Raw genomic sequence first — 16033 nt, 5'->3', positions numbered from 1 at the left:
GGCGTATCAGGTCAGCACCATCGGCCATTCTGGTGGGGTCTGGCTCATCGTTTCGACCATTACGGCTTCAATGTTATGCCAGATCGCAGCGAGATCCATCATGGTAATACCGAGTAAACCGGTGGCAAACCAGCAGGCGAATACCACGCCCAGACCGCTACTGATCACTGCCAGACCAATATAATCTGATTTACGGAAACGGATATTGAGCGTGCTGGCTAAAAACATGAGCACGGCGCTCAACAGTTGCCAGCGGAGAAGAACGACACCAGTGGTTATGGCAGCCATGAAACATTTCCTCTGAATAGACCTTTGTCCAGGACAGCGCGGCGTTGTTCCCGGGAAACGTGGGACATTCTGGCTATCAACGGACGTCACATCAACATCGAATGAAACATTGTTTCTGTTTCATTATTTTTGTGAACTATATCACAAAAACCAACTTGTTCGCCAGATGGACAATGTATTTTTTGTGCGTTTTATAACCGTATTTTTTGTGTGACTTCTGCGCGTCCGTAGAGAAACTGCCGGAAAGCAAAGATGTATTATTACTACTCTTTTATTTTTTTCGTGAAATTCAGACCTGATAAAAATATCAAGTTATTTATCAAAAGAAAGGAGTAAAGATGTATACCCCATCGTTTACTTAGGTATAAATCTGATATTATCAAAAATATTTAGCGTCCTGCCAGGTATGCGAGAGAGATTGCGCGTGGTTATTAATGGTAAATGTTGAACGGTAAAAGTCTGTTGCTAATATTGATAAATTCATGCACCGTAAACCTCCGTTTGGTTCACGTCTTATTTTGCCAATAATAGTCACAAATAATGCAGGGAAATAGGCTGAAAATGAGTCAAAGCACACGACGCAAGGTGTTGAGATTTCTCGGAACGATCATTGTGGTGTTACTTCCTGTATTGCTGGCGATCTGGTTTGCTCATATCCGGGCAGTCTCTGAAACCAGAAATCAGTTACATTCATTTGCGCAGTTGGTATTAGATAAAACGGAGCGGGTTATCCTACAAGCAGATTTAGCCCGCGATGCCGCTGAACAATATCAGGGGCAAGCCTGTACGCCAGCCCATCAACAGCGAATGCTGAATATTATCCGCGGTCGTTTGTACATTTATGAGTTGATTTATGCTAAGGGCCAGCGTTTTCTATGCTCTACGGTTATGACGCCAACAAGTCCTTATTTTATTCCCCGCGCTGACTATAAACGAAAGCCTGACATCGCTATTTATTACTATCGTGATACGCCTTTTTTCAACGGTTATAAAATGACATATATGCAGCGGGGAAACTATGTCGCGGTTATCAATCCCTTATCTTATAGCGAGGTGATGTCAGACGATCCGGCGTTGGCCTGGGGAATGTATGATACGGTGACCAACACCTTTTTCTCCCTGAGTGAACAGGCGCAGGCTGATCAGCTATTACCTTTGGTACGACGGAGTGAACCTGTGTTCCAACAGGGTGAGCGTTTTTATACTCTGGTTAAATCAGCAAAACGACCGGTTGCCGCGATTGTGTCAACCTCAAAGCAACGCTTTTACCAGAACCTCTTTCATCAGCTTACATTAACGCTACCGTTAGGGATCATCTGTAGCATTATCATCTTATTTATGTGGTCACGATCCCGGCAGGCATATTACTCACCGCGTCGATTGCTGCAACGGGCCATTACCAGGCACCAGCTTTGCCTTCATTATCAGCCGATCATTGATATCCGAAACGGGACATGTGTAGGTGCCGAAGCGCTATTGCGTTGGCCGGGCTATCACGGTCCGGTGATGAGCCCGTGCGAATTTATTCCGCTGGCGGAAAAAGAGGGGATGATTGAGCAGATCACCGATTATGTCGTCGAAGAGGTATTTAATGATTTAGGTGGTTTTCTGGCCGCGCACCCGCATCTTTATGTCTCTATCAATCTCTCTGCCGCTGATTTTCTCTCTTCCCGGCTAATTGTGATGATTCATGAAAAAACGCGTCAGCATTCAGTGCTTGCGCAACAGATAAAGGTTGAAGTGACCGAGCGCGGATTTATTGATGTGCCTAAAATGACGCCGATTATTCAGGCGTTTCGCCAGGCGGGATACGAGGTGGCAATTGATGACTTTGGTACCGGCTATTCGAACTTGCATAACCTGTACTCATTAAATGTCGACCTTTTAAAAATTGATAAATCTTTTGTCGATACGCTAACCACTAATAGCGCCAGCCATTTGATTGTGGAACATATTATTGAAATGGCGCAAAGTTTGCGGCTAAAAATCATTGCGGAGGGGGTTGAAACGGCTGAACAGGTTAGCTGGTTGCTAAAACGCGGCGTTCAGTATTGTCAGGGATGGCACTTTGCGAAGGCGTTACCACCGCAGGAATTCATCGCCTGGTTACAACAAACGCCCGCGCCTCTGACGATACGCGGGCAGACGCCCTACAGGCGGTGACGGTAATCGCTGGGAGTGCGATCGAACTCGCGGCGGAATACACGCGAGAAGGTTTGCTGCGATACATAGCCCAGGTCCATCGCGATATCAAAAATCGGGCGCTCGGTCGTTCGTAGCTCAACGGCCGCCAACAGGAGACGGCGCTGGCGAATATACTCGCCTAATGTTTGATGCGTTACCGTACGAAACATCCGCTGCAAATACCACTTGGAGTAGCCCGATTTTTTTGCCACCACATCAATGTTTAGCGGTTGGTCGATATGTTCATCAATCCATTCGATAAGGGTCTGAATTATCTGCTGATGCGACATATTGTTGCCTCTTAAACAGTATTCGATTCGTCGTTTTGTCTGCGGGCGAGTATAATTCCTCAAGTTAACTTGAGGTAAAGCGATTTATGGAAAAAAAATCTCCCCGTTTAAAAGCCTTACTGACGCCGGGGGAAGTTGCGAAACGTAGCGGTGTTGCTGTGTCCGCCCTGCACTTCTATGAAAGCAAAGGGCTAATTACCAGTATCCGTAATAGCGGTAACCAACGGCGATACAAGCGTGACGTGTTGCGTTATGTCGCGATTATCAAGATCGCCCAGCGTATCGGCATCCCGCTGGCAACTATCGGCGACGCGTTTGGTATCTTGCCGGAAGGGCATACGTTAAGCGCGAAAGAGTGGAAGCAGCTCTCCTCGCAGTGGCGCGAAGAGTTAGACCGACGTATTCATACGCTGGTGGCGTTGCGCGATGAGCTGGACGGTTGTATCGGCTGCGGCTGTTTATCGCGTAGCGACTGTCCGCTGCGAAATCCAGGCGACAGGCTTGGCGAACACGGGACGGGCGCCCGGCTACTTGAAGATGATTAACATGCACTCGGCCATCGGGCTGAGTTCACCTAAAACTAAAGCGCCGCTAAGGGCGCTTTAGTTTGTTTCCGGTCTTTGTCTTTCGCTCTATCCCGCTGATTACAGGAGGGTTTCCCCCGACGTCAACACCCCTCATATCGAGCACGTGGTGGAGGTTCCGGTTTGTGTTGATACTGTAAGTGTAAGCGACGACGCCCTGTTCGCCAGCGAAATGCTGATTTTTTAGCCGAAATTTTTACGGCAACTGCCATAATTTTCTATAGTTAGTTGGCATACCTTACAGGAGACAGCCATGCTGACGGTGCACCATTTAAATCAGTCTCGTTCGCAGCGCATCCTCTGGGCGCTGGAAGAGCTGGCGTTGCCTTACCAGATTGTGCGTTACCAGCGTGAAAAGACCATGCTGGCGCCGCCGGCATTGAAAAAAGTGCATCCGCTGGGCAAGTCTCCGGTTATCGAAGATCACGGTATGGTTATTGCGGAATCGGGCGCTATCCTGGAATATTTGCAGGACACTTACGACAGTATCGGACGCTTTAAACCTGCGGATGCGCAGGGGAAACAACACTATCGATTCTGGCTACATTACGCTGAAGGTTCGCTCATGCCCTTACTATTGATGAGACTGCTCTTTACCTCTCTGGGTAAACCGCCAGTACCATTGGGTCTGCGAACGTTGGGCGGCGTTATCGGTAAGGGCGCGCAAAAAGCGTACCTCAATCCGCAACTGGAAACCCATGCGCGCTTTATTGACGGGCATCTGGCAAATCACCCCTGGTTTGCCGGAGAGCAGTTAAGTATGGCGGATATCCAGATGAGCTTCCCGCTATTTGCGCTGCTTGCCCGAGGCGGGATCGCTCATCTCGACCATATCAACGCATGGAAAGCGCGGGTAGAAATGCGTCCAGCCTGGCAACGAGCGATTCAGCAGGGCGGTCCGTTTACCATTCCTGGCGGATAATGGCGTTTTTGTGAGCAGATTGCGCAACGTATTTGCTAACAGCGATGCGAAAAATTGTTGCTGGATTGCGCAGGGACGATAACGTTTGCGCATCGTCTGGCGATTTATTGAGCATACTAAGCAGAAAAGCATAAAAAGCGGCAAAGTTCAGTTGAAAAAGCGTTTATGATCGCTGGATAATCGTTTGCTTTTTTTTGCCACCCGTTTTGTATACGTGGAGCTAAACGTTTGCTTTTTTGCGGCGCCCCGGTTGTCGTAAATGTAGCACAAGGAGATAACGTTGCGCTGTTAGTGGATTACCTCCCACGTATACCGACGAATAATAAATTCTCAGGGGATGTTTTCTATGTCTACGCCTTCAGCGCGTACCGGCGGTTCACTCGACGCCTGGTTTAAAATTTCACAACGCGGGAGCACCGTTCGCCAGGAAGTCGTTGCTGGCTTAACCACGTTTCTTGCGATGGTTTACTCCGTCATCGTGGTGCCAGGGATGCTGGGTAAAGCCGGGTTCCCGCCTGCTGCCGTCTTTGTAGCGACCTGCCTGGTCGCCGGCGTCGGCTCTATCGTTATGGGGCTTTGGGCGAATCTGCCGCTGGCTATCGGTTGCGCTATTTCGTTGACGGCGTTTACCGCGTTTAGCCTGGTCCTGGGGCAGCATATTAGCGTCCCGGTCGCGCTTGGCGCCGTATTCCTGATGGGCGTACTGTTTACCGTTATCTCCGCCACCGGCATTCGTAGCTGGATTTTGCGTAACTTGCCACAGGGCGTGGCTCACGGAACCGGTATCGGTATTGGCCTGTTTTTGTTGCTGATTGCCGCCAACGGCGTCGGCCTGGTCATTAAAAACCCGCTGGATGGCCTGCCGGTCGCGCTGGGCGATTTCGACACCTTCCCGGTGATTATGTCGCTTGTGGGGCTGGCTGTTATTCTCGGTCTGGAAAAGCTGAAAGTCCCCGGCGGCATTCTGTTGACCATTATTGGCATTTCTATTGTGGGTTTGCTCTTCGATCCTAACGTCCATTTTTCCGGCATTTTCGCTATGCCTTCGTTGAGCGATGAAAACGGCAACTCGCTGATCGGCAGCCTGGATATTATGGGCGCGTTAAACCCTGTCGTTCTGCCAAGCGTACTGGCGCTGGTGATGACGGCGGTGTTTGATGCGACCGGAACGATCCGTGCGGTCGCAGGGCAGGCTAATCTGCTGGACAAAGACGGACAAATTATTGATGGCGGCAAAGCGCTAACCACCGACTCCCTGAGTAGCGTTTTCTCCGGTTTGGTCGGGGCGGCACCCGCCGCGGTGTATATCGAGTCTGCGGCCGGTACGGCGGCGGGCGGTAAAACGGGCCTGACGGCGATTACCGTGGGCGTGCTGTTTTTGCTGATCCTGTTTCTTTCGCCGCTCTCTTATCTCGTTCCCGTCTACGCAACCGCCCCGGCGCTCATGTATGTCGGTCTGCTGATGCTGAGTAACGTGGCGAAAATCGATTTTGCTGATTTCGTCGATGCGATGGCGGGGCTGGTAACGGCCGTATTTATTGTACTGACCTGTAACATTGTCACCGGGATTATGATCGGCTTTGCCACGCTGGTCGTCGGGCGTCTGGTTTCCGGCGAATGGCGTAAGCTGAATATCGGAACTGTCGTCATTGCGGTCGCGCTGGTCGCTTTTTATGCCGGCGGCTGGGCTATCTAGTTCTGCCTTCATTCTGAAAAACGGGCGGCGTTGGTCGCCCGTTTTCATTTTCAGGACACATCACGTTACCTTTTGCGTTAATCTGAAGAAGGTGAAACCGAGGCATGATGCCTTTCTCCATCATAAAAAACATCGCAAACAGGGAACGCATGGAAATTTTCTTCACAATACTCATCATGACCCTTGTGGTCTCGCTGTCGGGGGTATTTACGCGTGTATTACCCTTCCAGCTTCCTTTACCCCTTATGCAGATCGCCATTGGCGCGCTGTTGGCGTGGCCGACGTTTGGTTTGCATGTGGAATTCGACCCGGAACTCTTCCTGGTGCTGTTTATTCCGCCGCTGCTGTTTGCGGATGGCTGGAAGACGCCGACCCGTGAATTTCTTGAGCATGGACGAGAGATTTTCGGGCTGGCGCTGGCGCTGGTCCTGGTAACGGTCGTGGGAATCGGCTTCCTGATTTATTGGCTGGTGCCCGGCATTCCGCTGATCCCCGCCTTTGCGCTGGCCGCCGTGCTGTCGCCGACCGATGCGGTAGCGCTCTCCGGAATTGTGGGCGAGGGGCGTATCCCGAAAAAAATCATGGGCATTCTGCAGGGAGAGGCGTTAATGAACGACGCCTCCGGTCTGGTATCGCTGAAATTCGCCGTCGCGGTGGCGATGGGGACGATGGTCTTTACCGTCGGCGGCGCGACGCTGGAATTTTTTAAGGTCGCTATCGGCGGTATTCTGGCGGGTTTTGTGGTCAGTTGGCTGTATGGCCGCTCGCTGCGTTTTTTGAGCCGCTGGGGCGGCGATGAACCCGCGACGCAAATCGTCCTGCTGTTTCTGCTGCCCTTCGCGTCTTACCTGATTGCCGAACATATTGGCGTCTCAGGCATCCTGGCCGCGGTTGCCGCCGGGATGACCATCACCCGTTCTGGCGTAATGCGCCGCGCGCCGCTGGCAATGCGTTTGCGCGCGAACAGTACCTGGGCGATGCTGGAATTTGTCTTTAACGGTATGGTCTTTCTGCTGTTGGGACTGCAACTGCCGGGTATTCTGGAATCTTCGCTGGCGGCGGCGGAAGCTGACCCGAATGTCGAAACCTGGATGCTCTTTACCGATATCGTGCTGATTTATGCGGCATTGATGCTGGTTCGCTTCGGCTGGCTGTGGACCATGAAAAAGTTCAGCCTACGCTTTTTGAAGAAGAAACCGATGGAGTTCGCCAGCTGGACGTCGCGTGAAATTCTGATTGCTTCCTTCGCTGGCGTTCGTGGGGCGATCACCCTGGCTGGTGTGCTCTCTATACCGTTACTTTTGCCGGATGGCAGCGGATTTCCGGCGCGTTATGAACTGGTATTCCTGGCGGCTGGCGTCATTCTGTTCTCGTTGTTTGTCGGCGTGATCATGCTGCCGCTGCTGTTGCAACATCTGGAAGTCGCCGATCATGCGCAACAGTTGAAAGAGGAGCGTATCGCCCGCGCGGCGACGGCGGAAGTGGCGATTGTCGCCATTCAGAAAATGGAAGAGCGTCTGGCGGCGGATACCGAAGAAAACATCGATAATCAGTTGCTTACTGAAGTAAGCTCGCGTGTCATTGGTAACTTGCGTCGCCGTGCCGATGGGCGAAACGATGTCGAAAGCTCCATACAGGAAGAAAACTTGGAGCGACGTTTCCGTCTGGCGGCGCTGCGTTCCGAACGCGCCGAGTTGTATCATCTGCGCGCCACGCGAGAAATCAGCAATGAAACATTGCAAAAGCTGCTGCACGACCTGGATTTGATGGAAGCGCTACTGATAGAAAATCAGTAGTCCTTGTGGCCCGGTGGCGCCATGCTTACCGGGCCTACAAGTAGGCCGGATAAGGTGCTTGCGCCGCCATCCGGCAAGGGTTTTAACCCATGGTTTACGGTTGTTTCAGCCAAAACCCTTCGCAACAGGTTAACCATGCCCGGGCACTGTGCGACAGATACACGCCCTCGCGCCAAATCATGCCCAACTGCCAGCGGAGATCGCTTTCCAGCGGTAGCCAGCGCAGTGTGGCCTTATCCAGACGCTGACAAATCGGCTCCGGCAAAATGGCGATGCCGACGCCCGCTTGCACCATGGCGGCGAGAAAATCCCATTGCCCGCTGCGCACGGCAATCCGTGGTTTTACGTCATGCTGGCTAAATAAGGTCATCAACTGGCGGCTCAGGGCAAAGTCTTCGTTATAGATAAGAAGAGGATGCTCTGCCAGAGCTTCAGGCGCGATGGAGTCGCAGGTTGTCCACTGACCGGAACGGGGAACCAGCACGCACAGCGGATGGCTGAACAGCGATAATGTCGTCAGCCCGCTCGCTTCTTCCACCGGGAGCGCGGTCATCGCAACATCCAGCTCGCCATTCATTACCGCCTGCTGTACCGTCAGGCCGCCAAACTCCGAAATTTTGAGTTCAACGCCAGGGTAGCGTTGTCGAAACAAACTGATTGGCCCGGCCATCAACATGCCGACCATCGGGGGAATACCCAGCCGCAGCACGCCCTTATTGAGATGGTTAATATCGCTCAACTCGGCCTCTAACTGGCGAAACTCAGCGAGGATCGCCAGACCGCGTTCAAACACCACGCGTCCGGTATCGGTCAGCAATAACTTACGTCCGTCGCGGATCAGTAGCGTACAGTTAAGCTCATCTTCAAGATTTTTCAGCATCTTGCTAATGGTGGGCTGGGTGACAAATAACTTCTCCGCTGCGCGGGTGAAACTTTGCTGGCGCACCACCTCGACAAAATAACGCAGCGTTCTGATATCCATGATTATTCCTTCCGACTATGCCTGCAATGATTTTAATTCATTTCTGCCCGTGACGGAGGTTCTCTATACTGGCGCTCCGTATTATTTTTCAGGACATTCCCTCATGGCTGTGGCGATAAGCCGCGTTACGCCTGCCGTTGTGCAACGACTCCAGGTACCGGTTCAGGTACTGCTCTATGCAGGTTTATTCATTTTTTCCCAATATCTTGTCTCCTGGCTGCACCTGCCGTTGCCCGCGAATCTGGTCGGCATGGTGCTTATGTTGGCGCTGATCGTTTGCCGGATTATTCCGCTTAGCTGGGTACGCGCAGGCGCACGCTGGCTGCTGGCGGAGATGCTGTTATTCTTTGTTCCCGCCGTCGTGGCGGTAGTGAACTATGCCCATCTGTTACTGGTGGACGGCTGGCGCATTTTCTCGGTGATAGCGATCAGTACCTTAATGGTACTCGGCGCGACGGCGTGGGTGGTGGATAAAGTGTATCGCTATGAGATGAGTAGGCTAAACCGTGAATAACGTTCAGTTAAGCGTACTGTGTCTGGTGATTACGCTGGGGATTTACTTCGCCAATAAGCGTCTGTATCGCCGTTTTCGCAAACTGCCGTTGATGCCATTAGTGTTGACGCCGGCACTGCTGGTGTTAATGCTGGTGTTCGGTCATATCTCTTGGCAAAACTATATTGGCGAATCGCACTGGCTATTGTGGCTGCTCGGCCCGGCGACCATTGCCTTTGCGGTGCCGGTGTACGATAACCTCGCGATTATCAAACGTCACTGGATGTCGCTCACCGCGGGCGTAGTGACGGCGACGGTGGTGGCGGTCACCAGTTCCGTTTGGCTGGCGCGTCTGTTCACGTTATCGGATGAGATTCAGCGTAGTCTGGCGGTACGTTCCGTTACCACTCCATTTGCGCTGGCGGCGGCAGAACCCCTGGGCGGGCAGCCGGATCTGGTGGCGCTGTTCGTGGTCGTCACTGGCGTGTTTGGCATGGCGGTCGGCGACGCGCTATTTTTGCGTCTCTCTATCCGGGAAGGCATGGCAAAAGGGGCAGGATTCGGCGCGGCGTCACATGGGGCGGGCACAGCGCGTTCCTATGAACTTGGTCAGCAGGAGGGCGTCGTTGCCAGTCTGGTAATGATGCTGTCCGGCGTGGTGATGGTGCTGGCAGCCCCGCTGGTGGCGAGGGTGATGTTCTGATTTTCCTCCGACCCACGGGGCCGGAGGAAACGGTAAGATTAATGCGCACGCCCTTGTTGTACGCCGAATCCCGTTTGGGAGCGGATAAACTGAGCGCGGAACTGCTCACGTTCACGGTTGCCTTCTGCCGAGTTATCGGTGGCCGAGAAGAACCAGATCCCCAGGAACGCCACGCTGATAGAGAACAGCGCCGGATACTCATACGGGAAGATCGCTTTTTCGTGGCCGAGGATCTGCACCCAAATGGTAGGGCCAAGAATCATCAGCACCACCGCTGTCAGTAAACCTAACCAGCCGCCCAGCATAGCGCCGCGCGTGGTCAGTTTTGACCAGTACATGGAAAGCAGAATGATGGGGAAGTTGCAGCTCGCGGCGATAGCAAACGCCAGGCCCACCATAAAGGCGATGTTCTGATTTTCAAACAGGACGCCGAGGATAATGGCGATCACGCCCAGCACCAGGACGGTGATTTTCGACACCTTCAGCTCTTCACGTTCGGTTGCGCCTTTGCGGAACACGTTGGCGTACAAGTCATGCGACACCGCCGATGCGCCCGCCAGCGTCAGACCGGCGACCACCGCCAGAATGGTGGCAAACGCCACTGCCGAAATAAAGCCGAGGAACAGGTTACCGCCTACCGCGTTGGCCAGATGCACCGCCGCCATGTTATTGCCGCCAATCAGCGCGCCCGCCGCATCTTTATAGGCGGGATTCGCCCCCACCAGCATGATAGCGCCGAAACCGATAATAAAGGTCAGAATGTAGAAATAGCCCATAAAACCGGTGGCATAGAACACGCTCTTGCGCGCTTCGCGAGCATCGCTGACCGTAAAGAAACGCATCAGAATATGCGGCAAGCCGGCGGTGCCGAACATCAACCCCAGACCCAACGACAACGCCGAAATCGGATCTTGTACCAACCCTCCTGGGCTCATAATCGCTGTGCCTTTCGGGTGTACCGCCATGGCTTCGGTAAACAGATTATTGAAGCTAAAGCCGACGTGTTTCATCACCATAAAGGCCATAAAACTGGCGCCAAACAGCAACAGGACGGCTTTGATAATTTGCACCCACGTTGTCGCCAGCATCCCGCCGAACAGCACGTACATCATCATCAGCACGCCGACCAGCACCACGGCGATGTGATAGTTGAGGCCGAACAGCAGTTCAATCAGTTTACCGGCGCCGACCATTTGGGCGATGAGATAAAGCGCCACCACTACCAGGGAGCCACAGGCCGAAAGAATACGGATTGGCCCCTGTTTCAGGCGATAAGAGGCAACGTCAGCAAAAGTATAACGTCCCAGATTACGCAGGCGCTCGGCAATCAAAAACAGGATGATTGGCCAGCCGACAAGGAAGCCCAGCGAATAGATCAGCCCGTCATAACCGGAGGTAAACACCAGCGCGGAAATGCCGAGAAATGACGCGGCGGACATATAGTCGCCGGCAATCGCCAGCCCGTTCTGGAACCCGGTGATATTGCCGCCAGCCGTGTAGTAGTCGCTACGGGAACGTACGCGTTTAGAGGCCCAGTAGGTAATACCGAGCGTAAACACGACGAAAATCAAAAACATGATAATCGCCTGCCAGTTGGTGGGCTGGCGTTCAACCGCGCCGCTAATGGCATCCGCCGCATGAGCGGCGAAGGGGAGTGCGGCGGCAAGCGCCGTCAGAACTCTCTTCATAATGCTTTCACCTCATGCAGTACGGCGTTATTAAGACGATCGAATTCGCCGTTCGCCCGCCAGATATAAATTCCGGTTAACACAAAAGAAATCACAATCACCCCGACGCCAATGGGAATTCCTCGGGTGACGCTGGTTCCCGCATGTAGAGGCGTGCCCAGCCAGCCAGGCGCGAAGGCGATCAGTAAAATAAAGCTGATATAAACCGCCAGCATGATAACCGACAGAATCGTGGCAAACCGTTGCCGTTTTTCAACTAATTCCCTGAAACGCGCACTGTCTTCTATCCGCTGATAAATTTGGTCATTCATCACAGAGCTCTCCAGAGGTCCCCCTGCGTCTTTCGCGCTACAGGCGCGTTGGCCGCACTCGCGCGCCCCAGCCACATAGTGAACTATGCTGCTGAGGGTGTGCTCGCTTGCCGCCTTCCTGTAACACGAAATCCTTTGGGGGAGGTTTTTTTATATTTCCCTCTCCCGGTTTGAGAGAGGGCAGGGGTAGGGTCGTAGGCCGGATAAAACGCGTTCGCGTTGCCATCCGGCATTTATGGTTATGACGGCATCGCGATGGCCTGCTTCTCTTCGAGCAGTTTCTCCACCACGCCAGGATCGGCGAGAGTCGAGGTATCGCCCAGATTGCTGGTATCGCCCGCCGCGATTTTGCGCAAAATGCGGCGCATAATTTTGCCGGAACGGGTTTTTGGCAGTGAGTCGGTCCAGTGCAGCACGTCCGGCGTCGCCAGTGGGCCAATCTCTTTACGTACCCAGTTGCGCACCTCCGCGTACAGTTCTGGCGACGGCTCCTCGCCGTGGTTGAGCGTCACATAAGCGTAAATCGCCTGGCCTTTGATAGCGTGTGGAATACCCACCACCGCCGCTTCGGCGATCTTCGGATGCGCCACCAGCGCTGACTCGATTTCCGCCGTACCCAGACGGTGGCCGGAGACGTTTAACACGTCATCCACGCGACCGGTGATCCAGTAATAGCCGTCTTCATCGCGACGCGCGCCGTCGCCGCTGAAATACATATTCTTAAAGGTAGAGAAATAGGTCTGCTCAAAACGTTCATGATCGCCGAACAGAGTGCGCGCCTGGCCCGGCCAGGAATCGGTGATGACCAGATTGCCTTCCGTCGCGCCTTCTTGCGGATGGCCTTCGTTATCCACCAGCGCAGGCTGTACGCCAAAGAAAGGACGGGTGGCGGAACCGGCTTTCAGTTCGATAGCGCCTGGTAGCGGCGTGATCATAAAACCGCCTGTTTCAGTCTGCCACCAGGTGTCGACGACCGGACATTTTTCCTTGCCGATCTTCTTCCAGTACCATTCCCACGCTTCGGGATTGATCGGCTCGCCGACGGAACCCAGAATGCGCAGTGAAGAACGGTCGGTGCCTTCAATGGCTTTATCGCCTTCCGCCATCAGCGCGCGGATGGCCGTCGGGGCGGTATAGAGAATGTTGACCTGGTGTTTGTCGACCACCTGGCACATGCGAGCGGGCGTTGGCCAATTCGGCACGCCTTCAAACATTAAGGTGGTCGCGCCGCAGGCCAGCGGGCCATACAACAGATAGCTGTGCCCCGTCACCCAACCCACATCGGCGGTACACCAGTAAATATCGCCAGGGTGATAATCAAAGACATACTTAAAGGTGGTCGCGGCGTAGACCAGATAGCCGCCGGTGGTGTGCAGCACGCCTTTCGGCTTGCCGGTGGAGCCGGAGGTATAAAGGATAAACAGCGGATCTTCGGCATTCATCGCTTCAGGTTGGTGCTCAGGGCTGGCTTTTTCAATCAAATCGCGCCACCACAGGTCGCGGCCTTCTTGCCAGTCAATGTCGCTGCCGGTGCGCTTCAGGACGATCACATGCTCAACGCTAGTGACATTCGGGTTTTTCAGCGCGTCATCGACATTCTTTTTCAGCGGGATACTGCGTCCGGCACGTACACCTTCGTCAGCGGTGATCACCAGCCGCGAGCTGGAGTCGATAATGCGTCCGGCGACGGCTTCCGGCGAGAAGCCCCCGAAGATCACCGAATGCACCGCGCCGATGCGGGCGCAGGCCAACATTGCCACCGCCGCTTCCGGCACCATCGGCATATAAATCGCTACCACATCGCCTTTTTTAATGCCCAGATCCAGCAGTGTATTCGCGAAACGGCAGACATCGCGATGCAGTTCGCGATAAGAGATATGTTTACTCTGCGACGCGTCATCGCCTTCCCAGATAATGGCGGTGCGATCGCCATTTTCCTGCAAATGGCGGTCAAGACAGTTCGCCGCCAGATTCAGCGTGCCGTCCTCGTACCATTTAATCGACACATTGCCTGGCGCAAAGGAGGTGTTTTTCACTTTTTGGTACGGCGTGATCCAATCGAGAATTTTTCCCTGTTCGCCCCAAAACGTATCGGGGTCGTTAATAGACTGTTTATATTTAGTCTCATACTGCTCTGGATTTATCAGGCAACGATCCGCAATGTTGGCGGGAATGGCGTGTTTATGTGTTTGGCTCATGCTGTTGTTCTCCTTGTAGGATGTTAATAATATGTCGCATAAACGTTAAATGTAGGGTCTTAATAAGTTTTGTTTAGTATTTGGGCGACAGATCACGCAAAAAGGGAACTGTGCAAATAAGCAGCAATCTATTTTTTGATTGTGTCCCGCAAAATTAGATAAATTTTCGGGATAACATGACGTTATATGAAATTTTTTAAAAAAGTGATCCGTGTCCGGAAATCAGAAAAGAGAGGGAGTTTTGTCCAGGTTACTAACTCTAAAGTGGTATTTTACATACACTTACAATTGATTAAAGACAACATTTTAAGTGTGGTTATTTGTTACACATAGAGGAGATCAATGTAATAACAGTATTTGTGCGGTTGCTGTTATGGAAAACGATAAAAAATCGCCATTAAAGATAATGGCGCAATCTGGATGAGACCTCTATGGCAAGGAAAACACTACGCGCACGCCGTTTCTTCAGCCTTATATTTCCTTTTTTCTTCATTACCTCTGTTTACGCTGAGCAAACGCCTGAATCCGCAAAAACCGTTACTGTTGAAGCGAAAAATGAAACGTTCGCGCCTCAACACCCCGACCAATATCAGTCATGGAAAGCGACGTCAGAACAGTCTGCCCGTGAAGATGCGCTGGCGGAAGACCCTCGTCTGGTGATCCTGTGGGCGGGCTATCCCTTCTCCCGTGATTACAACAAACCACGCGGCCACGCGTATGCGGTAACCGACGTGCGCGAAACGCTGCGTACCGGCGCGCCAAAAACGGCGGAAGACGGCCCGCTGCCGATGGCCTGCTGGAGCTGTAAAAGCCCCGATGTCGCGCGCCTTATCCAACAAGAAGGCGAAGACGGCTACTTCCATGGCAAATGGGCGCGCGGCGGCCCGGAAATTGTCAACGATTTGGGCTGTGCCGACTGTCATAACACCGCGTCGGACGATTTCGCCCAGGGGAAGCCCGCGTTAACGTTGTCGCGCCCCTATGCCGAACGGGCGATGGAGGCTATCGGCAAACCGTTTGATAAAGCGGGACGATTTGATCAGCAATCGATGGTCTGCGGCCAGTGCCACGTGGAGTACTACTTCGACGGTAAGAACAAAGCCGTTAAGTTCCCGTGGGATGAGGGCATGAAGGTCGAAAATATGGAGCAATACTACGACGCCATCGCCTTCTCTGACTGGACTAACTCGCTGTCGAAAACCCCAATGCTCAAAGCGCAGCACCCGGAATATGAAACCTGGAGCGCGGGCATTCACGGTAAGAACAACGTGACCTGTATCGACTGCCACATGCCGAAAGCACAGAACGCCGAAGGCAAGCTCTACACCGACCATAAAATCGGCAACCCGTTCGACAATTTCGCGCAAACCTGCGCCAACTGCCACACCCAGGACAAAGCGTCCCTGCAAAAAGTGGTCGCCGAGCGTAAACAGGCGATTCATGACCTGAAAATCAAGGTTGAAGATCAGCTGGTACATGCGCACTTCGAAGCGAAAGCCGCATGGGATGCGGGGGCGACAGACGCGGAAATGAAACCGATTCTGAACGATATTCGCCACGCGCAGTGGCGTTGGGATCTGGCGATTGCGTCACACGGTATTCATATGCATGCCCCGGAAGAAGGTCTACGGATGTTAGGCAGTGCGATGGATAAAGCCGCGGATGCCCGAACTAAACTGGCGCGACTGCTGGCGACCAAAGGCATTACCCATGAAATTCCGCTGCCGGATATTTCGACAAAAGAGAAGGCGCAGAAAGCGATTGGTTTGAATATGCAACAAATCAACGCGGAGAAGCAGGACTTCCTGAAAACGGTCGTACCGCAGTGGGAAGATCAGGCGCGTAAAAACGGTCTGTTAAGCCAATAACCCCATTCCGCCCGTAAGGGGCGGATAACT

At 53.1% G+C, this 16033-nt stretch carries 14 protein-coding genes; 8 read left to right on the top strand and 6 right to left on the bottom strand.

Annotated elements, in window-relative coordinates:
* Positions 1-6: 6 nt before the first annotated feature.
* Entirely contained in the window at positions 7-288 is a 282-nt protein-coding gene (locus ACLD3P_RS11220; protein ID WP_024797340.1) for a YjcB family protein, read from the bottom strand.
* Positions 289-849: 561 nt separating this feature from the next.
* Between ACLD3P_RS11220 and ACLD3P_RS11215 the strand changes: the two genes are divergently transcribed.
* Positions 850-2451 (top strand): EAL domain-containing protein, encoded by a 1602-nt coding sequence (locus ACLD3P_RS11215; RefSeq protein WP_411006599.1) that lies wholly within the window; start codon positions 850-852, stop codon positions 2449-2451.
* On the opposite strand, the gene soxS is transcribed toward ACLD3P_RS11215, so the two are convergent.
* The gene (gene soxS, locus ACLD3P_RS11210) at positions 2439-2762 is read right to left on the bottom strand and encodes a superoxide response transcriptional regulator SoxS (protein WP_000019483.1); all 324 of its coding nucleotides are present in this window, start codon (positions 2760-2762) and stop codon (positions 2439-2441) included. The genes ACLD3P_RS11215 and soxS overlap by 13 nt on opposite strands.
* An 86-nt stretch (positions 2763-2848) precedes the next feature.
* On the opposite strand from soxS, the gene soxR reads away from it, so the two are divergent.
* From soxR to ACLD3P_RS11190, 4 genes are all read left to right on the top strand, one after another.
* Entirely contained in the window at positions 2849-3307 is a 459-nt protein-coding gene (gene soxR / locus ACLD3P_RS11205) for a redox-sensitive transcriptional activator SoxR (protein ID WP_000412686.1), read from the top strand.
* Between the two features lie 292 nt (positions 3308-3599).
* Positions 3600-4268, top strand: coding sequence for a glutathione S-transferase family protein (locus tag ACLD3P_RS11200; protein WP_000958575.1), 669 nt, complete (start codon positions 3600-3602; stop codon positions 4266-4268).
* A 346-nt stretch (positions 4269-4614) separates the two neighbouring features.
* Entirely contained in the window at positions 4615-5964 is a 1350-nt protein-coding gene (gene ghxP, locus ACLD3P_RS11195; protein ID WP_000106907.1) for a guanine/hypoxanthine transporter GhxP, read from the top strand.
* Between the two features lie 149 nt (positions 5965-6113).
* The gene (locus ACLD3P_RS11190; RefSeq protein WP_000402189.1) at positions 6114-7760 is read left to right on the top strand and encodes a Na+/H+ antiporter; all 1647 of its coding nucleotides are present in this window, start codon (positions 6114-6116) and stop codon (positions 7758-7760) included.
* 94 nt (positions 7761-7854) lie between these two features.
* On the opposite strand, the gene ACLD3P_RS11185 is transcribed toward ACLD3P_RS11190, so the two are convergent.
* Positions 7855-8742 carry a LysR family transcriptional regulator gene (locus tag ACLD3P_RS11185; RefSeq protein ID WP_000354962.1) on the bottom strand — a complete coding sequence of 296 codons (888 nt, stop codon included), beginning with the start codon at positions 8740-8742 and terminating at the stop codon, positions 7855-7857.
* A 103-nt stretch (positions 8743-8845) separates the two neighbouring features.
* Between ACLD3P_RS11185 and ACLD3P_RS11180 the strand changes: the two genes are divergently transcribed.
* Together ACLD3P_RS11180 and ACLD3P_RS11175 are read left to right on the top strand one after the other, a co-directional pair.
* Complete coding sequence (locus tag ACLD3P_RS11180; RefSeq protein ID WP_000257347.1) at positions 8846-9256, top strand: CidA/LrgA family protein; 411 nt, start codon at positions 8846-8848, stop codon at positions 9254-9256.
* Positions 9249-9938 carry an LrgB family protein gene (locus tag ACLD3P_RS11175; protein WP_001067096.1) on the top strand — a complete coding sequence of 230 codons (690 nt, stop codon included), beginning with the start codon at positions 9249-9251 and terminating at the stop codon, positions 9936-9938. Before ACLD3P_RS11180 ends, ACLD3P_RS11175 begins: the two co-directional genes overlap by 8 nt.
* A 38-nt stretch (positions 9939-9976) precedes the next feature.
* On the opposite strand, the gene actP is transcribed toward ACLD3P_RS11175, so the two are convergent.
* From actP to acs, 3 genes are all read right to left on the bottom strand, one after another.
* On the bottom strand, positions 9977-11626 hold the full coding sequence (gene actP, locus ACLD3P_RS11170; protein WP_000832536.1) for a cation/acetate symporter ActP: 1650 nt from the start codon (positions 11624-11626) through the stop codon (positions 9977-9979).
* Positions 11623-11937: a DUF485 domain-containing protein gene (locus tag ACLD3P_RS11165; RefSeq protein WP_000999620.1), complete on the bottom strand. Its 315-nt coding sequence runs from the start codon at positions 11935-11937 to the stop codon at positions 11623-11625. Before ACLD3P_RS11165 ends, actP begins: the two co-directional genes overlap by 4 nt.
* Before the next feature lie 239 nt (positions 11938-12176).
* The gene (acs, locus tag ACLD3P_RS11160; protein WP_000083877.1) at positions 12177-14135 is read right to left on the bottom strand and encodes an acetate--CoA ligase; all 1959 of its coding nucleotides are present in this window, start codon (positions 14133-14135) and stop codon (positions 12177-12179) included.
* A 431-nt stretch (positions 14136-14566) separates the two neighbouring features.
* On the opposite strand from acs, the gene nrfA reads away from it, so the two are divergent.
* A complete protein-coding gene (gene nrfA / locus ACLD3P_RS11155; protein ID WP_411006600.1) occupies positions 14567-16003 on the top strand; it encodes a cytochrome c nitrite reductase in 1437 nt (478 codons plus the stop codon).
* Positions 16004-16033 lie beyond the last annotated feature (30 nt).

Source organism: Salmonella sp. 741265073_HBA, assembly GCF_046569105.1.
Lineage (GTDB): Bacteria > Pseudomonadota > Gammaproteobacteria > Enterobacterales > Enterobacteriaceae > Salmonella > Salmonella enterica.
Note: the sequence above shows the minus strand (reverse complement) of the source record. Positions and strands in the feature narration are given on the sequence as shown.

What these genes read in the sequence shown, in the direction of transcription:
- ACLD3P_RS11220 (WP_024797340.1), bottom strand. Translation starts at nt 288, where the DNA reads ATGGCTGCCATAACCACTGGTGTCGTTCTTCTCCGCTGGCAACTGTTG.
- ACLD3P_RS11215 (WP_411006599.1), top strand. Translation starts at nt 850, where the DNA reads ATGAGTCAAAGCACACGACGCAAGGTGTTGAGATTTCTCGGAACGATC.
- soxS (WP_000019483.1), bottom strand. Translation starts at nt 2,762, where the DNA reads ATGTCGCATCAGCAGATAATTCAGACCCTTATCGAATGGATTGATGAA.
- soxR (WP_000412686.1), top strand. Translation starts at nt 2,849, where the DNA reads ATGGAAAAAAAATCTCCCCGTTTAAAAGCCTTACTGACGCCGGGGGAA.
- ACLD3P_RS11200 (WP_000958575.1), top strand. Translation starts at nt 3,600, where the DNA reads ATGCTGACGGTGCACCATTTAAATCAGTCTCGTTCGCAGCGCATCCTC.
- ghxP (WP_000106907.1), top strand. Translation starts at nt 4,615, where the DNA reads ATGTCTACGCCTTCAGCGCGTACCGGCGGTTCACTCGACGCCTGGTTT.
- ACLD3P_RS11190 (WP_000402189.1), top strand. Translation starts at nt 6,114, where the DNA reads ATGGAAATTTTCTTCACAATACTCATCATGACCCTTGTGGTCTCGCTG.
- ACLD3P_RS11185 (WP_000354962.1), bottom strand. Translation starts at nt 8,742, where the DNA reads ATGGATATCAGAACGCTGCGTTATTTTGTCGAGGTGGTGCGCCAGCAA.
- ACLD3P_RS11180 (WP_000257347.1), top strand. Translation starts at nt 8,846, where the DNA reads ATGGCTGTGGCGATAAGCCGCGTTACGCCTGCCGTTGTGCAACGACTC.
- actP (WP_000832536.1), bottom strand. Translation starts at nt 11,626, where the DNA reads ATGAAGAGAGTTCTGACGGCGCTTGCCGCCGCACTCCCCTTCGCCGCT.
- ACLD3P_RS11165 (WP_000999620.1), bottom strand. Translation starts at nt 11,937, where the DNA reads ATGAATGACCAAATTTATCAGCGGATAGAAGACAGTGCGCGTTTCAGG.
- acs (WP_000083877.1), bottom strand. Translation starts at nt 14,135, where the DNA reads ATGAGCCAAACACATAAACACGCCATTCCCGCCAACATTGCGGATCGT.
- nrfA (WP_411006600.1), top strand. Translation starts at nt 14,567, where the DNA reads ATGGCAAGGAAAACACTACGCGCACGCCGTTTCTTCAGCCTTATATTT.